Origin of the sequence: Virgibacillus flavescens (genome assembly GCF_050574275.1) — a bacterium.
In the GTDB taxonomy this organism is placed as follows: domain Bacteria; phylum Bacillota; class Bacilli; order Bacillales; family Amphibacillaceae; genus Virgibacillus_F; species Virgibacillus_F flavescens.
Window position 1 is genome coordinate 1984227 of sequence record NZ_CP192260.1, and the last position, 17156, is coordinate 2001382.

18 protein-coding genes and 1 riboswitch are annotated in these 17156 nt (G+C 37.2%); of the genes, 13 read left to right on the forward strand and 5 right to left on the reverse strand.

Going from position 1 to position 17156, the window contains the following annotated elements:
• Window positions 1–30 precede the first annotated feature (30 nt).
• Window positions 31–115, forward strand: a riboswitch (cyclic di-GMP riboswitch).
• Window positions 116–150: 35 nt separating this feature from the next.
• From VBD025_RS09430 to VBD025_RS09450, 5 genes are all read left to right on the forward strand, one after another.
• On the forward strand, window positions 151–498 hold the full coding sequence (locus VBD025_RS09430; RefSeq protein WP_430784802.1) for a prepilin-type N-terminal cleavage/methylation domain-containing protein: 348 nt from the start codon (window positions 151–153) through the stop codon (window positions 496–498).
• An 89-nt stretch (window positions 499–587) separates the two neighbouring features.
• Window positions 588–1346, forward strand: coding sequence for a prepilin peptidase (locus VBD025_RS09435; protein ID WP_430784804.1), 759 nt, complete (start codon window positions 588–590; stop codon window positions 1344–1346).
• Window positions 1347–1358: 12 nt separating this feature from the next.
• A complete protein-coding gene (gene pilM, locus VBD025_RS09440; protein WP_430784806.1) occupies window positions 1359–2276 on the forward strand; it encodes a type IV pilus biogenesis protein PilM in 918 nt (305 codons plus the stop codon).
• A 13-nt stretch (window positions 2277–2289) separates the two neighbouring features.
• Window positions 2290–2832 (forward strand): hypothetical protein, encoded by a 543-nt coding sequence (locus tag VBD025_RS09445; protein ID WP_430784808.1) that lies wholly within the window; start codon window positions 2290–2292, stop codon window positions 2830–2832.
• Window positions 2825–3343: a hypothetical protein gene (locus VBD025_RS09450; protein WP_430784810.1), complete on the forward strand. Its 519-nt coding sequence runs from the start codon at window positions 2825–2827 to the stop codon at window positions 3341–3343. Before VBD025_RS09445 ends, VBD025_RS09450 begins: the two co-directional genes overlap by 8 nt.
• A 29-nt stretch (window positions 3344–3372) precedes the next feature.
• Here the strand turns inward: VBD025_RS09450 and VBD025_RS09455 are convergent, their stop codons facing one another.
• Window positions 3373–4596, reverse strand: coding sequence for an MFS transporter (locus VBD025_RS09455; protein ID WP_430784812.1), 1224 nt, complete (start codon window positions 4594–4596; stop codon window positions 3373–3375).
• 139 nt (window positions 4597–4735) lie between these two features.
• Between VBD025_RS09455 and VBD025_RS09460 the strand changes: the two genes are divergently transcribed.
• Together VBD025_RS09460 and VBD025_RS09465 are read left to right on the forward strand one after the other, a co-directional pair.
• A complete protein-coding gene (locus tag VBD025_RS09460; RefSeq protein ID WP_430784814.1) occupies window positions 4736–4957 on the forward strand; it encodes a hypothetical protein in 222 nt (73 codons plus the stop codon).
• Between the two features lie 78 nt (window positions 4958–5035).
• Window positions 5036–6343 carry a DRTGG domain-containing protein gene (locus VBD025_RS09465; RefSeq protein ID WP_430784816.1) on the forward strand — a complete coding sequence of 436 codons (1308 nt, stop codon included), beginning with the start codon at window positions 5036–5038 and terminating at the stop codon, window positions 6341–6343.
• A gap of 42 nt (window positions 6344–6385) precedes the next feature.
• Here the strand turns inward: VBD025_RS09465 and VBD025_RS09470 are convergent, their stop codons facing one another.
• Window positions 6386–6688: a YtpI family protein gene (locus VBD025_RS09470; protein ID WP_430784818.1), complete on the reverse strand. Its 303-nt coding sequence runs from the start codon at window positions 6686–6688 to the stop codon at window positions 6386–6388.
• Between the two features lie 125 nt (window positions 6689–6813).
• Here VBD025_RS09470 and VBD025_RS09475 point away from each other — a divergent pair, with 125 nt between their 5' ends.
• The gene (locus VBD025_RS09475; RefSeq protein WP_430791340.1) at window positions 6814–7767 is read left to right on the forward strand and encodes a DHH family phosphoesterase; all 954 of its coding nucleotides are present in this window, start codon (window positions 6814–6816) and stop codon (window positions 7765–7767) included.
• Between the two features lie 579 nt (window positions 7768–8346).
• Here the strand turns inward: VBD025_RS09475 and VBD025_RS09480 are convergent.
• From VBD025_RS09480 to VBD025_RS09490, 3 genes are all read right to left on the reverse strand, one after another.
• On the reverse strand, window positions 8347–8544 hold the full coding sequence (locus VBD025_RS09480; protein WP_430784820.1) for a hypothetical protein: 198 nt from the start codon (window positions 8542–8544) through the stop codon (window positions 8347–8349).
• An 87-nt stretch (window positions 8545–8631) separates the two neighbouring features.
• A complete protein-coding gene (gene ytrI, locus VBD025_RS09485) occupies window positions 8632–9138 on the reverse strand; it encodes a sporulation membrane protein YtrI (RefSeq protein ID WP_430784822.1) in 507 nt (168 codons plus the stop codon).
• Window positions 9138–9470 (reverse strand): YtrH family sporulation protein, encoded by a 333-nt coding sequence (locus VBD025_RS09490; protein ID WP_430784824.1) that lies wholly within the window; start codon window positions 9468–9470, stop codon window positions 9138–9140. The genes ytrI and VBD025_RS09490 overlap by 1 nt, the downstream gene beginning before the upstream one ends.
• A gap of 122 nt (window positions 9471–9592) precedes the next feature.
• On the opposite strand from VBD025_RS09490, the gene dnaE reads away from it, so the two are divergent.
• From dnaE to accA, 5 genes are all read left to right on the forward strand, one after another.
• The gene (gene dnaE, locus VBD025_RS09495; RefSeq protein ID WP_430784826.1) at window positions 9593–12946 is read left to right on the forward strand and encodes a DNA polymerase III subunit alpha; all 3354 of its coding nucleotides are present in this window, start codon (window positions 9593–9595) and stop codon (window positions 12944–12946) included.
• 137 nt (window positions 12947–13083) lie between these two features.
• Window positions 13084–14313 carry an NAD(P)-dependent malic enzyme gene (locus VBD025_RS09500; RefSeq protein WP_430791342.1) on the forward strand — a complete coding sequence of 410 codons (1230 nt, stop codon included), beginning with the start codon at window positions 13084–13086 and terminating at the stop codon, window positions 14311–14313.
• A gap of 18 nt (window positions 14314–14331) precedes the next feature.
• Window positions 14332–14955: a FadR/GntR family transcriptional regulator gene (locus VBD025_RS09505; protein WP_430784828.1), complete on the forward strand. Its 624-nt coding sequence runs from the start codon at window positions 14332–14334 to the stop codon at window positions 14953–14955.
• 173 nt (window positions 14956–15128) lie between these two features.
• On the forward strand, window positions 15129–15989 hold the full coding sequence (gene accD / locus VBD025_RS09510; RefSeq protein WP_430784830.1) for an acetyl-CoA carboxylase, carboxyltransferase subunit beta: 861 nt from the start codon (window positions 15129–15131) through the stop codon (window positions 15987–15989).
• Window positions 15986–16951, forward strand: coding sequence for an acetyl-CoA carboxylase carboxyl transferase subunit alpha (accA, locus tag VBD025_RS09515; protein WP_430784832.1), 966 nt, complete (start codon window positions 15986–15988; stop codon window positions 16949–16951). Before accD ends, accA begins: the two co-directional genes overlap by 4 nt.
• Window positions 16952–17156: the final 205 nt, after the last annotated feature.

Below are 17156 nucleotides of genomic sequence, written 5' to 3' on the forward strand. Positions count from 1 at the left end.
TGTAATTTAATAGATTATAATTGATTTAAGACTTTAGTAGGATACGTTGAATGATTATCTGTAAATGGGTCACTTGGATAATCGGGAGTAACTAGTGCAACCGACAAACTTGGTTTAGAAATTATTTATCTTTAAAAGGGTGGGGTTAACATGTTTGAACGGTTAAAGAAAAGAATAAAAAGAGAAAAAGGTTTTACGTTAGTCGAGCTATTGGCAGTTATAGCTATTTTAGCAATTATTGTAGCGATTGCGGTTCCTACGATTGGAAATGTAATTAGTAAATCAGAAACTAAGGCTAATGAAGCTAGCATTGAATTGATTGAGAATGCAGCTAGGTTAGCAGATGTTTCGGAAGATGGTACAAAAACTTCATATACTATCACTGAACTTAAAACTGCAGGTTATTTAGAAGATGTTCCTAAAGGATTTACTGGTAATGAAACTGTTACAAAAGAAAATGGTGTTTGGACATATGGAACTGCAACTACTAGTAATTAACTTACAAATTAACTAATAATTTTAACGCCTTGCATCACTAAATGCAAGGCGTTTTGTTCCATTTTATACATACTAAGGAGTCCCAATAAATGATGGAAATTGCTTTAATTATATTATTTTTCATACTTGGTCTAATCTTTGGCTCGTTTTTCAATGTTGTTGGGTTGCGGCTTCCGGTAAACCAGCCATTTACAAATGATCGATCCATTTGTCCTGCTTGTGAGCATACCCTTAATTGGTACGAATTAGTTCCTGTACTCTCCCATCTTTTACAACTAGGAAAATGCAGACATTGCAAAGCGACCATTTCGGCGGTATATCCATTCGGAGAGTTGACAACAGGATTGCTGTTTGCTCTAAGTTATATTATTACTGGATTAAATTTAGAATTAATTACAGCGCTACTGCTGGTTTCTATGTTAATGATTATCTTCGTCTCGGATATAAAGTATATGCTGATACCAAATAAGGTTCTTCTTTTCTTTCTGCCATTTTTTGTTGTTATGCGCTTTCTTCAACCATTAGATCAATGGTGGACATCCATCGCTGGTGCACTTGCTGGTTTTGGGATTACTGCGATTATCATCTTTGCAAGTAAGGGTGGAATGGGTGCAGGAGATATGAAACTGTTTGCAATTCTTGGATTTATATTAGGGTTAGAACATATTTTACTTGTATTCTTTCTGTCCACTATATTAGGCGCAATTACAGGGAGTCTATTATTACTTTTAAAATTAATTAATCGAAAGCAGCCGATTCCTTTTGGTCCATATATTGTTATAGCAGCCATCACAACATATTTTTATGGTGAGTCTATCATAAACTGGTACATAAAATTTTATACTTAAGTAGGTGTTCGTATGGCGTTTGGAAGCAATGGAAGAGTAAACATCGTATTTACAAATCATGTATTACGATACTCTTATCACAAGGCACCCACGCTGGATAGTCTTGTAAACCATGGAGAAGTTGATTTACCAGAGGGTACAATTGTAAATGGAATTGTTAAAGACAGACAGGGTTTAGTGGAAATTATTAATGAATTAGTTCAAACAAATAAATGGAAGCGGAAAAAAATATATTTCTGTGTTCCGGACGATACAGTAGTTATTCGTCAGTTAGACGTACCTGCTTCACTTTCCAAAAAGGAAATAATAGGATATTTAAAAACACAAATTGGCAATAGTTTTCATCTGCCTTTTAGTAACCCTGCAATTGATATAGAAATAGTGGGTGAGGACAAAGGAAAGCAAAATATATTGTTATTCGCTTATCCTAAAGACAAAATCAATGATTTTAAAAATTTATTTTCAGAAGCAGGTTTAGTACCAATAGTAGCTGACCTTACATCCCTATCCGTCTATCGATATTATTATATGCAGGTGGCAAATAGTGCAGATGATGTTTTATTAATACAGTGGAATACGGATTCATTAGTCACTACAGCCTTCAATAAGCAGAAGGCAGTTTTTACACGATACAGGAACTTAGATAGAGGAATAGAAATCCAGGAAGAAAATATTAAACAATTTATTGAAGAACAAATCGTAGAAGTGAATCGTATTATTGATTTTTATCAATATAACGTAACGAATGGTTCGTCAAGTATGAAACAAATTTTAATTTCTGGTGATTTTCCTCACTTGAAACGAGTCAAAAATGAACTCGAACTCCAACTGTCTATTCCGGTAATGCTTGTTGATGAAGCGAACAAGTCAATTGATACATCTTCAAAATATACCGATGTATTTGGTTTAGCCATGAAGCAAGAAGCATAGAAAGGGACATTACATGAATACTGAGATTAATTTTCTTGAGAAAAAGACAAACAGATCTGCTTCATTTATAAAGTTTAGTATTCTATTTTTTTTCTTGTTAATTTGCGCTTCGGCTTTAGTAGTTTTCCAGCATAACAATATACAAGGGGAAATAGAAAACAAAGCAGTTAAACTTTCGGGGCTGGAGAAGACTCTTAGTGAACAACAGAAAGAAAATAAGGATTTACGTACTATTGAATCGGTAACATCTGCTATAGAATCCATCAAATCTTCAAGTAACCCGACAGTAAAGACGTATAATAATATTCTTGCTTTACTGCCAGAGTATGCTAATTTTAATGGATACGAAGTGCATGATGCAGAACAGATATTAGTTAATGTTCAATATAAAACACTTTCGGAAATAGCATCTTTGGTTTCTAAGCTGCAGGAACAATCGTATGTTCGGGAAGTTGAAGTAACAACGATTAGTTTAAATGAAGACGCTTATCAGACAACCCTGGCTGTAAGTACTGATCCGGAAGCTTTGCTTAAGGAGTTTAAACAAGATGAATAAGTACTTATCTAAACGACGTATATTGGGAATTACTGCTGTAGTGTGTACTACTATTATTATTTATCTGGTTGCCTACTCCTTGGTTCTTAAGCCAATGAAGTCAGAGTTAACTTCAACGAATAAAACAATTGAATTATTTCAATCTCAAGTTAACAAAACGACTTCCTCAACAAATCTGTCAGAAGACAGTGGGAATGCTATGGACTTGATACCGTCCCAGCCTAAACCAGAAAGTGTTTTACTGCAACTCGAGAAATTTGCTAGTCAATCCAATACTACAATAGATTCACTTGAATCTGTACCATTGGATGAAGAAACTAAAACTGATGAGGGTCCTATTGAAAAACATTACTCATTAGATGCAACTGCTGCTTCCCTTGAAGATGTGAATAAGTTCTTAGAATCTTTTAAAAACAGTAATCGAATGTTTATTGTTGATGAATTGACCGTAACGAAAGAGAAAGAATCTATTTTAATAAATGTGGCTTTTGCCGTATATCATCAGAAGTAAAAGGAAAGATGATGCCCCGATACGAGCAATCATCTTTTCGCTTCTGGCTTTATATTCTTAAAGGCTAAATATGCCGCAATAAGTGCCAGGAACCCCAATAGACTTACAAGCCATGTTAAGTCCTGCTTCATTAATAAAGCAACAGCAGGGGGGCCGCCAGCAACTCCAACAAAACGTGCAGAGCTGTAAATCGATGTAATTGTACCTCGTATCTCCTTCTGAATACTTTCGGTGATTAACGAATCCAAACAAGGTAGAACAGCACCGATTCCAATTCCGCAAAAAAGAAAGACCACGATTAAATACACAAATTGCTCTGAAAAACGGATGGCAACGATTGAGCTGCCTGCCAAAACGATACCGCCAAATGTTATCCATTTCATCATTACTAAATTATCTTCTATTTTCTTACCGGTTATAAATGAAGCTAAACAAAGAGCGGCTAAGGGAACGGCCAGATACAACCCCTTCGTAATTCCTTTAAAGTTGTAAACTTCCTCCAGCATACTGGATAGATAAAATAGAACTCCAAACAAAATAAACATTAATATAGCTCCAATGATAAATATGGCCATCAGCCACCGCTTATGTTTTTTAAAGACTTCTTTGGTATTCTCTTTAAACTCTGTAAAGCTTGGCCCCTCTTGTTCTTCTTTCGGTTTTTTTACTAAGAAAAAAATAAGTAAAATGGATAGCAGACAAAATACTGGAATGGAAAAGAAAGGCAAAAACCAGATCATGCCTGCCAAAACAGCTCCAAGCACCGGACTCAATACTTTACCAAACGTATTAGAAGTTTCAATTATTCCAAGCGTTGAACTAATATCTTTATCACTGCGAAACATATCTCCAACAAGCGGCATCACAATGGGGGCTGCCCCAGATGCGCCAATTCCCTGAAGAATTCTTCCGATAATAATAAATAAAAAAGCATCCTGCATTTTCCATGATGCCCAACCAGCAATCAAAGCTCCAATTGCAGTGATTATTAGAGAAGGAATAATAATATTCTTTCTGCCATAGCGATCGGAGAGAAAACCAGCTATTGGGATAAGAAAAATTCCTACAATAGAATAAACACTTATGATGTAACTCGATTGAAGCTTTGAAATATCCAATTCCTGTTCCATCATCGGTAATACTGGGATTAGCATGGAATTTCCAAGCGTCATAATTAATGGTATCGACGCCATTGAAACGATTGCCCACCTTTTATCGTGTACTTCATTGGTTTGCTGCGATTGTTTGCCCATCGATAGGTTCCTCTCTTCTGATACTACATTTTACTATTTACTTTTTTCGGTTCTTTATCCCAGAAATATACGAATTATAAGCAGTTCTGAATCAAAAGATAAAATCATAAGGTAAACCATAGGACAAGGAGGAGATTTGATGCGACACTATGCTGTATTACGCTTATTATTAGCATGTTTTTTCTTATATTTTGCATGGCCAAGTATTCCTGTGGGAGTAACTGAAGTGGCAGCACTTTTTTGGGGGATATGGCTAGTTCTATTTTTGTTAATTGTTGCTGCAAATAGTGCAACAATACTTCAGATTACTGAACCGCCATCTATGGAACAGGAGAGACTGAAGGACCGTCAAAGGTATTAACATTGAGGTTTGATCAAATCAACTGTATAATAAACTTCATAAAATAGACTAGTACAGTTGAAAGTTGGTGGCGACGGTTTGGTTACAAAACATGAACAAATTATTCAGCATATAGGTACTTTAGGAATTGGTAACAAAATATCCGTTCGTCAAGTTGCTAAGGATTTAAATGTAAGTGAAGGTACTGCATACAGGGCAATCAAAGAAGCAGAAAACCAGGGATTAGTCAGCACAATTGAACGGGTTGGAACTATACGAATTGAACGGAAAGAAAAGGAAAACTTTGAAAAACTAACGTTTGCTGAAGTAATAAATATCGTCGATGGCCAAGTGCTGGGAGGTCAGGCTGGTCTGCACAAGACCTTAAGCAAATTTGTCATCGGTGCAATGCAATTGGACGCAATGATGCGATATACAGAGCGTGATTCACTTTTAATTGTAGGAAATCGTGTAAAAGCACATGAGTTTGCTCTGCAAGAAGGTGCAGCTGTGCTGATTACTGGTGGCTTTGATACGGATGAACATATTAAGCGTTTGGCTGATGAAAAAGAAATTCCCATCATGTCCACAAGTTATGATACATTTACTGTCGCCGCTATGATAAACCGTGCTATTTACGATCAATTGATAAAAAAAGAAATCGTATTTGTTGAAGATATTTATACTCCTGTTGAAAATGCCTCTTATTTAATGGTGAAAGATGCTATTGAGAAATGGTATGTATTAAATGAACAGTCCGCGCATTCCCGATTTCCTGTTGTAGATGATAAGATGCGAGTTATCGGAATGGTTACTTCAAAAGATGTAATAGGAAAAAATGAACGAATTACAGTGGACAAGATCATGACGAAACGTCCGCATGTTGTCCAGACTAAAACGTCGTTAGCCTATGTTGCACACATGATGGTTTGGGAAGGAATAGAGGTTATGCCAGTAGTCGATCAATCGAATAAATTACAGGGTGTGGTCTCAAGGCAGGATGTATTAAAAGCACTACAGCAAATTCAGCGACAACCCCAGGTGGGCGAGACAATTGATGATATTATTTCACGGAATTTAGAATCGTTAAATGAGGATCAGACTATTTTTCAAACGGATATTACTCCCCAGATGACAAATCAGCTGGGTACACTATCAAACGGGGTTTTCACTTCGCTTATTTCAGAGGCGAGCAGCAGATTGCTGTTACAGGTGAAGAAAGGTGATCTTGTAATTGAAAATATTACGGTTTACTTTATGAAACCTGTTCAATTGGATAGTAAAATTATTATTAAACCCAAACTGCTGGAAGTTGGACGTATCTATGCGAAAATAGATGTTGAAGTTTTCAATGGTAATCAGATGGTTGGAAAAGGATTACTGATGGCACAACTAATTGACCGATAAGAAAAAAAGTAGAAACAAAAGCTGACTAGTAGTATAGTCAGCTTACGTGTTACTTTTATTAAGTCGATGCCATTCACTTCTGTAATGTTTTGCTTCCTTAAATCCGCGCGTAGCCTGTAAACTACCTAGGATGAAGAATGCAATTCCAATAAATAAAGATATCTTTGTTTGATAAAATATGTATTGGTTAACTGCAAAAAAGATAACAAATCCACCGAGACACATTCTGGATTTTGCATTCAGATATTTTTGTGTTAGAATTTCGTTACTTTTTAATATGGCAACTTTATAATACACATAGAATACGAGTGATAATACGATTAAAATTGGTAAAATCATTTCCATTATTAAATCTACCCCATCATCAATTTTTGACGCTCTAACTTTAAATCCTTTTTATATTGTAGCTTGTTTTATAGGATTTTGCTAGAGTAATGCCATTTAGTTTATATGAAACGGATGTGATAAATATGAATTTTGAAGAAATCATTAAAGCCATAGAAAAATACAACAAAATTATTATTCACCGTCACGTACGACCTGATCCTGACGCCCTTGGATCCCAAGGTGGTCTGATGCATATGATCAAAGAAACATATCCGTCAAAGCAAGTGTTTGTTGTAGGCGATGAGGATCCTTCACTTACATTTTTATTAGATATGGATGTGATTGAAGATGATGTATATACAGATGCATTGGTAATTGTTTGTGATACAGCCAATGCTGCTCGCATTGATGACACCAGGTATGACAAAGGGGATATGCTGATTAAAATTGACCACCATCCGAATGTGGACAAATATGGTGATATCATGTCAGTTAATACCGAAGCAAGTTCTACAAGTGAAATCATTTACGATCTTTTTTTACATGCTAAAGACCAAGGTTATAAAATGAATAGTCAATCTGCCCGGCTTATATACAGTGGAATTGTTGGTGATACTGGGAGGTTTTTGTTCCCGAGTACAACGCAGAAAACGTTTCAATATGCTGCAGAGTTAGTTGCGTATGATTTCGACCGCTCGGAAGTATATGATGGTATTTACAATACAAAGGAAGATATTGCCCGTTTGCGAGGATATATCTTACAAAATTATACGCTTTCACCCTCGGGAATGAGCACTCTCAAATTAACAAAGTCGCTCTTAAATGAGTTTGGTGTAACCATTATGGAAACTGGGCAGCTTGTGGGTGTATTAGGTGATATTGAAGGCATTAAGGCTTGGGCATTCTTTATTGAAGAAGAAGAGGACTTGATCCGAGTCCGACTGCGCTCAAAAGGTCCTGTAATTAACACAATTGCAGCAACGTACAATGGTGGTGGCCATCCAATGGCAGCAGGTGCCTCTGTTCGTTCGTGGGAAGAGGCTGACCAAGTAATTCGTGATCTTGATTATGCTTGTATATCATATGTAACTAAGTAACTCAATTTTCGCAGAATAAAATAAGGTGATTCTCCCAGAAATTTAGGGTGGCTGGTGAGCCTCCTCGTGCTTTGCACTCCGGGGTCTCACCTATGCCTTTCCTCCCGCAGGAGTCGACTGCCATCCGCTCCAATCTCTAGACAAGAAATAGATGTAATGGATTTATAAAGTGCTCACTCGATAGCTACGTCTATTTCAGAAGGCATTATTAGAAAGGAACAACAAAGAATACTTAAGAATATAGGTTTACAAGTACAGGAACAGCGCGAGCTGAAGATCCCGCAGGAAAGCGGTCTTTGCTTATCCGAGGAAGCTGAAGCCGTGCCCGCGGAAAGCATCCGCCCGGAGCGATCCTGTACGGCAACTTTAGAACAACACTTTGGTAATAAAGCTAATGTTACGTCGCATTTCACATCAAATACAACAAAAGTAACTAATAGCACGTTTAGAAATAGACATAGTTGTAACTCGTGTTACGTAACATATTCAAGTCTATAAGAACTAAATTTTTTGTGCGAAAGTTGAGATATGTAAAATAAAAAGAAGTGCTGATCCAGCGCTTCTTTTACCTTTACTAAATTAAACGTTAGCCTTGTTATGAAGTGGAATGAACCAGCAGCCTAAGGATGTTTCATCACAATGGACATGCAGTTCATATTTTAGTATATCCTTCTTAATCAACCTGATTACTTCCTTGGACTCTTCGTATGCTGTTAACCCACTTTTCAACTGATTAATTTTTTGATCCTTGATTGTTTTTTGATTCATAATGAACATACGAACCACTCCTTTCAAAACATTATATGAAATGGTTCGTAATGTTGCCTATATTTTTTCGAATAGCATTTGAAATTCAATCTATAATTAACCTTCGATATCAGCTTTTAACGTTAGTTTCATTGTATCTTCAATAATGGAGAGTTTTAATACAGTGAAAGTATATGTCATATTATCTACTCGGAAACTTTTGTTCTCAATCGTAGAATATAGTAACTGTTCACTTTCAGAAACAATGTTGACATCCTGACCGATCAGGTGGGAAATCTCTTCTTTAATTAGCTGCTCGAGCTGGTATACAATTAATTCGTCTAGCTTCAATTCTTCTTCATTTGGAATAATTATTTCAATTGACTTTACTGTTTCCGATTCTTTTGTCTGTTGATTAAGATCTTCTTTGTCCTTAAGCAAGGATTTGTTTTGGCTTGTCAGTGTGGTTACTTGTGATTGAAGATCAAGATTTTGTTCAAGTAAATCTTCATACATGGATCCATACATATAAAGCAAAATGCAATATGCTATAGTCCCTCCAAAGAATGTTCCAACCAGAAACCGCTGCCAGCTTTTTTTCTTATGATACGGAGGTATATGCATTATTCGATCTCCTGTTGAATTGCCCAGGAAAGAATTAAAATAGCAGACTTCACTCCACCCATCGCTGCTACAATGAATAGAATTTGTTTAAAAACATCAAATGTCGCTCCATCCAGTACACCTTTTTCAAATTTCGCAATAGCATCAAATGTACCACCAATTGCAGCGACAATTGCCCAGATTCGTAAACTTTTTGCTAGGCGGTTAATTGCAGCTATTGGTGGATCTCCTGTAAAGAAAGACCCCATACTGCCAATTATTGTGCCGCCAATTATGACTCCAAATGCAATAAAGTAGCAATGTATAAACTGTGCAAAGAAGCGTTCTTCCATAACATACTCTCCCTATCAGGTGTACTTCTTTCACTATATGATGAAGTTGGACGAGATATGATTATACAAGCGACTAGGAAGTTCGTTATAATAATATAGAAGGTAACTAGAGGTGGGGTAGCATGTCATTTACACATTTACAAGTTAAAAGTGGATACAGTTTAATGGAAAGCACTTTAACTATTGATAAACTTGTAGAAAAAGCAGCGGAGCATAATTTCAATGCGCTGGCATTAACTGATGATCAGGTATTATATGGAGCTATTCCGTTCTACAAAGCCTGTAAAAAACATGGTATTAAACCATTAATCGGGATGACTGTGAATGTAATAGATGAAAATACCGAGGCTAGCACCTGTATTTTGTTAGCTGAAAATAATCATGGATACCAGCAATTGTTGAAGCTTAGCAGTGCTATTCAAATAAGCAACAATAAAAATATAGAACTTGGTGAGTTAAGCAGTTATACACAGGGATTAATAGGGATTCTTCCTGCTGTAAACAATACGGTTTGCGGTCGACTTGAGCAACAGTCATACGAACAATTAAATGATTATATTAAATTGTGGATACAGACTTTTGAACAAGAACGTTTTTATCTTGGTGTCGAGAGTCACGGGAATGATCGGGAAGAAATGATAAACCAGTCGATTTATTCCTATTCAGTTGAACAGGGTATACACGCAGTTGCAATTAATGATGTAACCTACCTGGAGGAAAGGGATAATCGTGTATATGATTGTCTGCAGGCAATGAAGAAGGGGCATCAGTGGGACCCTGGCAGTAAACCGATGACACATAATCATCATTTGCGTTCCGCAGATGAAATGAACGCTGCTTTCGGTTCCACCTGGCCTGAAGTTATAGAAGAAACGTTAAAAATTGCTGGCAGATGTAATGTGGAGTTGAATTTTGATCAGCAATTACTCCCGTCCTATCCAGTTCCAGATAAAATGGATGCTCATACATACCTTTCAAAGGTATGCTGGAGTAAAGTTGAAACTAGGTATCAGACTGTCACAGAAGAAATCGAAGAACGATTAAAATATGAACTTACTGTTATTGATAATATGGGATTCAGCGATTATTTTTTAATTGTATGGGATTTTATAAACTATGCGAAAAATAATAATATTATGGTTGGACCTGGACGTGGTTCTGCTGCAGGTTCGCTTGTAGCGTATGTATTAGCGGTGACAGATGTGGACCCAGTGAAACATCAGCTGATATTTGAGCGTTTTCTAAATCCTGAACGTATTAGTATGCCTGATATTGACATAGACTTTTCCGATAACCGGCGCGATGAAGTGATTGAGTATGTACGAAATAAATACGGTGATGAGCATGTGGCTCAAATAATAACTTTCGGGACGTTTGCCGCACGGTCTTTATTGCGGGAGCTAATTAAAACAATTGGTATAGATCAGCAGGATGCTTATTTTTTACTAAAAGAAATACCAGTACAGGCAAACAAGTCATTACTGGAATACATACAAGATTCAGCTGATTTGAAACAGTACATAAAGCAATCAAATTCACTGAAGGCGCTATTTACAGTAGCATTGAAGCTCGAAGGTTTGCCAAGGCACGTCTCCACACACGCAGCGGGGGTAGTAATAAGTGAGAAGCCACTTATTGAATATACCCCAATTACAAAAGGTGCCAATGAAACGTATCTGACTCAATTTTCCATGAACGAGCTGGAATCGGTAGGTTTATTAAAAATGGATTTTCTAGGCTTGCGTAATCTCACATTATTAGAGCGAGTCATAGATTCAATTGCCTATGTACATAAAAAGCAAATTGAACTCGAGGAAATACCTGTGCATGATCAAGCAACATTTCAATTGCTTCAGACAGGCATGACGAATGGAATATTCCAGCTGGAGTCAGAAGGGATGAAGCAGGTTTTAACAAAACTAAAACCAACTTCTTTCGAAGATATAGTAGCGGTTAATGCATTATTTCGACCTGGACCAATGGAGAATATTCCGGTATATATTAGCAGAAAGCATAATAATTCCCAGATACATTATCCGCATCCGGACTTAGAGCCTATCCTGAAAAAGACGTATGGTGTGCTGATTTACCAGGAACAAATCATGCAGATTGCGCATGAAATTGCTGGTTTCTCACTTGGTAAAGCGGATGTTTTACGGAGAGCGGTCAGTAAAAAGCAGCATGACTTAATGGACGAACAAAAAGAGGCTTTTATTGCTGGTTGCGTGAAGAATGGGTATCAGGATGAAGTGGCAATAGAGATTTTTAACTGGATCGTACAGTTTTCAAATTATGGCTTTAATAGAAGCCATGCAGTGGCTTACAGTAAAATTTCGTACCAACTAGCATATTTAAAAGCGAATTACGCTGCTTGTTTTTTTGCTGAATTATTAAGCACGAATGCTAACCAGCAGGAAAAAACACACCATTATCGAAATGAAGCGAAAGCCTTTGGACTTGAATTTTTACCACCAAACATCAATAATAGTTTTGGTAAATATTCCGTGGATCACGGTCGAATCAGAATGGGACTCTTATCTATCAAAGGAATTGGTAATCAGGCAGTAAAAGAAATTGTACGAGTACGAAAGTCTGGACTATTTAAGAATATTTTCGACTTTTGTCTGCGAGTTTCTATAAAAGTTGTTAATCGTCAAACGATGGAATTGTTAATAATGGCTGGCGCATTTGATACGACATATAGTAATCGTGCCAGTCTCCTGGCCTCTATAGACCATGCAATGGAGCAGGGGGAATTATTTCGGGAGTTTGCAGATCAACCCAGCTTGTTTCAGGATAAAATGGACTTAGAAGCAACGTATGTTGAGATTGAGGACTTTACTGTTACGAAAAAGCTATCTGATGAAAAAGAGTTAGTAGGAATCTATCTCTCTAGTCATCCGTTAGCAAGCTATCGTGATGAACTTAGAAAAAATGGATATATCACTTTAGAACAGGCTGGTAAAATGGCTGGGAAACAAAATGTTAAGAGTGCTGCAATTGTCCAATCGCTGAAAACAATCCGTACCAAGCGGGGAGATCCAATGGCCTTTATCACAATCAGTGATGAATATAATGACATGGAAGCAGTTATCTTTCCTGATGTTTTCCGCGAAATAAGTCGGTGGATTGAAGAGGAAGTTATTGTCTTCATTTCAGGTAAAATTGAAAATCGTAATAATAAGAACCAGTGGTTATTGAGGGATATACAACGTTTTGACAAGAAATTGCTTGAGGAAAAGAATCGTAATCAATTATTCATTAAATTTAACGAAAAAAATAGTGAGCAGGTATTACTGATTATGAAGGAAATCGCAAGCAATTATCCTGGAAATACCCCAGTAATTATTCACAGAGAAGATAAAAAGCAAACATATAAACTAGCCAGTGAATATTTTGTAGATACTACTTCCGCATGTTTGCGAGAATTAAAACAGCATTTTGGGGATAGAAATGTAGCCTTGAAGAAGGGTTAAAATTAGCGACGAAAGATACTAGTCCATACTTTACACTGTAAGACCATCTGTTATAATGAAATAATTAAGTGGTCTGACCACTAAAAGAGTATCGGTAAATTTATTATTGTTGAAGGAGCGAATGAGACGTGTCGAATATGAGAGATGAAGCACTGCAAATGCATAAAACCAATCAGGGTAAATTATCCATACAATCCAAGGTTCCAATACGCAATGCGAGAGACTTAAGTTTAGCTTATTCGCCAGGTGTTGCTGAACCTTGTAAAGAAATCTATGATCACAAGGAAAAAGTATATGATTATACCATGAAAGGAAATATGGTTGCGGTTGTAAGCGACGGTTCTGCTGTACTGGGTCTCGGAAATATCGGACCTGAAGCCGCGCTCCCTGTAATGGAAGGGAAGTCAGTTCTGTTTAAAAGCTTTGCTGGTGTAGACTCTTTTCCAATCTGTCTAGCAACTCATGATGTTGAGGAAATAGTTCGAACAGTAAAATTGATGGAACCAACTTTTGGCGGTGTGAATTTAGAAGATATCGCAGCTCCTAACTGTTTTATCATTGAAGAACGCCTGAAAAAGGAAACAAACATTCCAATCTTTCACGATGATCAGCATGGTACAGCAATTGTAACTGTTGCTGGATTAATTAATGCTTTAAAAGTAGTTGGGAAATCATTCTCAGATATTAAAGTAGTGGCAAATGGAGCAGGTGCAGCAGGTGTTGCAATCATTAAACTTCTTTATAGCTTCGGTGTACGTGAAATGATTATGTGTGATTCTAAAGGCGCTATCTATGAGGGACGTTCTTATGGTATGAACGAAGTAAAAGACGAGGTTGCTAAAATAACGAACAATGAGAAAAAAGAAGGGTCACTTGAAGAAGTACTTGATGGTGCAGATGTCTTTATTGGTGTTTCTGTTGGCGGTTTATTGTCTAAAGAAATGGTAGAACGAATGAATGCAGATCCTATTATCTTTGCAATGGCCAATCCGGATCCCGAAATCATGCCAGAAGACGCTAAAGCAGCTGGTGCAAAAGTTATTGGTACCGGCAGATCTGATTTTCCGAATCAAGTTAATAATGTATTAGCATTTCCTGGTATTTTCCGTGGAGCATTAGATGTACGAGCAACCCGAATTAATGAAAAAATGAAGATTGCAGCTGCAGAAGCTATTGCATCATTGATCAGTGAAGATGACTTAAATGAAGATTACGTTATACCAGCACCTTTTGATGCTAGAGTTGCGCCAATCGTAGCGAAAAGTGTAGCACAAGCGGCCATGGAATCTGGTGTTGCCCGAATTGACGTTGACCCTGAAGCAGTAGCAGAGAAAACAAGAAGGTTAACACAAATAGATACTGACTAGAGTTTAAAGGAGGGAGTCATGGCTGTGTCCATGTCACCTAAACAAAAAGTGTACCAAGCAGTTTTAAATGAAATTCGCAGGTATATTGATGAAAATAACTTAATGCCAGGGGATAAGCTACCTTCTGAACGTGATCTCGCTGAAAGTCTTCAGGCTGGCAGGTCATCTATTAGAGAAGCCTTGAGAGCGATGGAGTTACTTGGACTGGTCGAAACACGCAGCGGTCAGGGAACATTCTTGAGTTTATATAAGCCCTATCAAACTGTGGAATTACTAGCATCATTTATCCTGCAGGGCAGTAAAACTAAACAGGATTTAGTGACCGCGAAATTAATAATGGAAAAAGAAGTTGCTAAGTTAGCATTTCCATATATAAATCAACAGGATATAGACAGTCTAGAAGAAATTGTTAGAGACGATCAGGTAGAAACGCATGCTCGGTTTTTTCGATTTTTATTTCTCAAGTCAGATAATCTATTATTGACTAGAATCTGGGGACTAATGGAAGACTTCTCGGTGACAATGCATCATGTAAATTATGATAGTATGTTTTATGAGGGTCTAATAATTAATTATAAAAAACAGAATTTCAACGCCATCGAAGCACTTTTTGAAAAATTCTTACACGCTCAGGGGCAGTAATTCGCTTTTTGCTGTCCATCAGCGTGGTTAGATAAATTATGCCTATTACAGATAACTTACTAAGTGACAAAATTTGCATATGTTAATCGGTTATAATACATATATACAAAACGCTCTTATAACTTAAATAGTTTTTTTTCGTATTACCTGGTTTCTGAAAAGGAGGAATTACCTTGCTTAAGGATTTTTTCGGCAAGAAAAAGAAATATGCATCCATTCCAAGTGAACAGGGGAAGATGGATGTCCCAGAAGGTTTAATGAAAAAGTGTCAGGGATGCCACAAAATATATTATCGTAAAGAAATGATTAAAAATCTGCACGTGTGCCCAAATTGTGATTATCACCATCAACTAAGTGCCTGGGAGCGAATTGATAGTTTGTTTGATAAGGATTCCTTTCAAGAGTGGGATAAAAACTTAATTTCGAGTAATCCACTAGGGTTTCCGGATTATGAAGAAAAGTTAGAGAAAGATCGAATTAAAACAAAACTAAATGAAGCTGTGGTTACAGGAAAAGGAACAATAGAAGGTGAACCTACTGTTATCTGTGTGATGGATTCCAGATTTCGTATGGGGAGCATGGGCTCTGTTGTTGGTGAAAAAATTGCCCGGGCTGTAGAAGAAGCTAGAAAGCAGTCCCTTCCAATTATGATATTTACAGCGTCTGGTGGAGCGAGAATGCAAGAAGGTGTGCTCAGTTTAATGCAAATGACTAAGACTTCTGTAGCTATTAAACGATTTAGTGATGCTGGCGGACTTCTGTTATCCATTATGACACATCCAACTACTGGAGGTGTCTCAGCAAGTTTTGCTTCACTTGGAGACTATAACTTTGCAGAGCCAGGTGCATTGATTGGATTTGCGGGACGTCGAATTGTTGAACAAACTATTCGGGAAAAATTACCTGATGATTTTCAGACTGCAGAATTCTTATTGGAACATGGTCAGCTGGATAAGGTAATTCACAGACAGGATATGAAAAAAATAGTGACCACATTACTTATCATGCATAAGAAAGGTGGGGACTCAAAATGAATCAAGTATTAGACTTTGAGAAGCCAATCGTTAATCTTAAAAATAAGATTGTTGAATTGAAAAGCTTTACAGAAGACAGTGAGATTGATTTATCGGAAGAAATTAATACCCTTGAAAAAAGACTCGAAAAATTAGAAGATGACATCTATACAAATTTAAAACCTTGGAACCGAGTGCAGATGGCACGACATCCGGAAAGACCAACAACACTCGACTACATTGATGAATTATTTACAGATTTCATTGAATTTCATGGAGACCGTGCATTCGGTGATGATGCTGCAATTGTAGCTGGTATAGCAAATTATCAAGGCAGCCCAATAACAGTTATCGGGCACCAACGCGGGAAAGATACAAAAGAAAATATTCATCGGAACTTCGGTATGCCTCATCCAGAAGGATATCGAAAAGCGCTGCGCCATATGAAACAAGCTGAAAAGTTTAATCGACCAATTGTTTGTCTGATTGATACGAAAGGTGCGTTTCCTGGTAAAGCTGCAGAAGAACGGGGACAAAGTGAAGCGATTGCTCGTAATCTAATGGAGATGGCTGGTCTAACAGTTCCTATAGTCTGCGTGGTTATAGGTGAAGGTGGAAGTGGCGGAGCGCTTGCGCTCGGGGTTGGAGATCACATTCATATGCTAGAGAATTCAACGTACTCGGTTATTTCTCCTGAAGGCGCTGCCGCTCTTCTTTGGAAAGATTCTGGACTTGCTCAAAAGGCAGCAGAAACAATGAAAATCACTTCCTATGATCTAAAGGAACTTGGTGTAATTGATAAAATAATTCCTGAAGTAAAAGCCGGCGCTCACCGTGATGTGAAAAAACAGGCCGCTTATATTAACGAAGTTTTAGCAGAATCTTTAGCAACGCTAACCAAAATTGATAAAGATAGGTTGCTTGAAAACAGATGGGACAAATACAAGAAAATCGGTGATTATAAAGAACTTGAAGAAGAATAGGATGGAATTTTGCACCTTAAGTCAAGTTACTGCTGCGAAATAGATCAATTTTGTGCAGCAGTCTGGCTTAAGTTTTTCTGACTGAACTTTTTTCTGTATGAGGTTGACTTCAGTCAGCCTCATAATTGTTTTTCTTCGTAAAATGTAGGACTTTGTACTAGTATAAACAGTAACAATCTAACGGATAAAATTAATTAAACGTATA

What these genes read in the sequence shown, in the direction of transcription:
- VBD025_RS09430 (WP_430784802.1), top strand. Translation starts at nt 151, where the DNA reads ATGTTTGAACGGTTAAAGAAAAGAATAAAAAGAGAAAAAGGTTTTACG.
- VBD025_RS09435 (WP_430784804.1), top strand. Translation starts at nt 588, where the DNA reads ATGATGGAAATTGCTTTAATTATATTATTTTTCATACTTGGTCTAATC.
- pilM (WP_430784806.1), top strand. Translation starts at nt 1,359, where the DNA reads ATGGCGTTTGGAAGCAATGGAAGAGTAAACATCGTATTTACAAATCAT.
- VBD025_RS09445 (WP_430784808.1), top strand. Translation starts at nt 2,290, where the DNA reads ATGAATACTGAGATTAATTTTCTTGAGAAAAAGACAAACAGATCTGCT.
- VBD025_RS09450 (WP_430784810.1), top strand. Translation starts at nt 2,825, where the DNA reads ATGAATAAGTACTTATCTAAACGACGTATATTGGGAATTACTGCTGTA.
- VBD025_RS09455 (WP_430784812.1), bottom strand. Translation starts at nt 4,596, where the DNA reads ATGGGCAAACAATCGCAGCAAACCAATGAAGTACACGATAAAAGGTGG.
- VBD025_RS09460 (WP_430784814.1), top strand. Translation starts at nt 4,736, where the DNA reads ATGCGACACTATGCTGTATTACGCTTATTATTAGCATGTTTTTTCTTA.
- VBD025_RS09470 (WP_430784818.1), bottom strand. Translation starts at nt 6,688, where the DNA reads ATGGAAATGATTTTACCAATTTTAATCGTATTATCACTCGTATTCTAT.
- VBD025_RS09475 (WP_430791340.1), top strand. Translation starts at nt 6,814, where the DNA reads ATGAATTTTGAAGAAATCATTAAAGCCATAGAAAAATACAACAAAATT.
- VBD025_RS09480 (WP_430784820.1), bottom strand. Translation starts at nt 8,544, where the DNA reads ATGTTCATTATGAATCAAAAAACAATCAAGGATCAAAAAATTAATCAG.
- ytrI (WP_430784822.1), bottom strand. Translation starts at nt 9,138, where the DNA reads ATGCATATACCTCCGTATCATAAGAAAAAAAGCTGGCAGCGGTTTCTG.
- VBD025_RS09490 (WP_430784824.1), bottom strand. Translation starts at nt 9,470, where the DNA reads ATGGAAGAACGCTTCTTTGCACAGTTTATACATTGCTACTTTATTGCA.
- dnaE (WP_430784826.1), top strand. Translation starts at nt 9,593, where the DNA reads ATGTCATTTACACATTTACAAGTTAAAAGTGGATACAGTTTAATGGAA.
- VBD025_RS09500 (WP_430791342.1), top strand. Translation starts at nt 13,084, where the DNA reads ATGAGAGATGAAGCACTGCAAATGCATAAAACCAATCAGGGTAAATTA.
- VBD025_RS09505 (WP_430784828.1), top strand. Translation starts at nt 14,332, where the DNA reads ATGGCTGTGTCCATGTCACCTAAACAAAAAGTGTACCAAGCAGTTTTA.
- accA (WP_430784832.1), top strand. Translation starts at nt 15,986, where the DNA reads ATGAATCAAGTATTAGACTTTGAGAAGCCAATCGTTAATCTTAAAAAT.